This is a genomic window from Marinifilum fragile JCM 15579 (assembly GCF_001310955.1).
GTDB classification, from domain to species: domain Bacteria; phylum Bacteroidota; class Bacteroidia; order Bacteroidales; family Marinifilaceae; genus Marinifilum; species Marinifilum fragile.
The window spans coordinates 1-1061 of the sequence record NZ_BAZX01000070.1; the positions used below are offsets into that span (position 1 = coordinate 1).

Sequence of the window (1061 nt, forward strand, 5' to 3'; positions counted from 1 at the left end):
AAACCCCTTACGTTATCCGGGCGAACTTGAATTGCTGTCATAATTTTCCATTACACTTTTTCAGGAAAAAATGCCACAATCCTTGTTTAAAGGAGGGAAGACAATTCCCAGTTTTTCAACATTTATAAAGTCTAAGGTTTTAGCCAAATAAGTTACATATCCATCTCCTGAAACTGCAGTGTAATTAATGTAAAAAACGTTATCAATTTGAACTATTCTTGCATCTTCAACACCAAAACATTCACAATCTAGCGTAGGGAATATGAATGGTTTTTCCTCTACAACAAAGTGAATACCATCTTTACTTCGAGCCAACCTCAGGTGACTCATCGTCGTTAAATAATCCACACCTTTATAAAAATACCCTCGTGTATCTTTATAAATCAATTCAGGATCGTTCTTGTCAATTCTCATTACCTTGGCCTCTCCATTATGGTAATATGGAATGGTAATGTGATTTTCTTCAGGCAAAGAATTCTCAGCTATCCTAATCAAAAGAAGATTTTCATCTTTAAACTGTATTGCTCCAGGATTAAATGCTCCTAAAACCTTAAACGAAGGATTGGAAGCTTTAACATCTCTAGGGCAAATCAATGGATTACTTTTATGTCTCTTCATGATTTCAAGACATATCAATCAAATTGGTAAAATTTAAGTATTTGGCTGCATGCTCACCATAGGTATGTACTTTACCCTCTGAGATCTGATAGGTACAACGTTCACCATAAACTCCTGAGAATAAAATCTCATATTCATGATCCTCTTCATCCTGCATTACAATTTTGTAAATGTTCTCATGGATTCTTTTGTCCAATAAACTTTTGTGGCAACATGGACAAAACATAGATATTTTTTCATTGTTCTCCATTTCAAAATTAGCATGTTTAAGAATCTCATAATCACCAAGGTGTATACTAAATAAAAGAACCCCTTTTTGACCTTTTTCATTTTTCGCTGAAATTACAATTCTATCATTAACATTCAGATAGTTTCGACAATGTGGACATATATAATTTGCATTCATAACACTAAGTTTTAATAGTACGATACATATAAAAAAA

The 1061-nt window shown here is 32.9% G+C and carries 2 protein-coding genes; both read right to left on the reverse strand.

Annotated features, from left to right (window positions below):
- Positions 1 to 60 precede the first annotated feature (60 nt).
- A complete protein-coding gene (locus JCM15579_RS19915) occupies positions 61 to 618 on the reverse strand; it encodes a glycoside hydrolase family 130 protein (protein WP_054723052.1) in 558 nt (185 codons plus the stop codon).
- Positions 619 to 622: 4 nt separating this feature from the next.
- A partial coding sequence (locus tag JCM15579_RS19920) for a hypothetical protein (protein WP_218186264.1) occupies positions 623 to 1061 on the reverse strand: 439 nt, incomplete at its 5' end.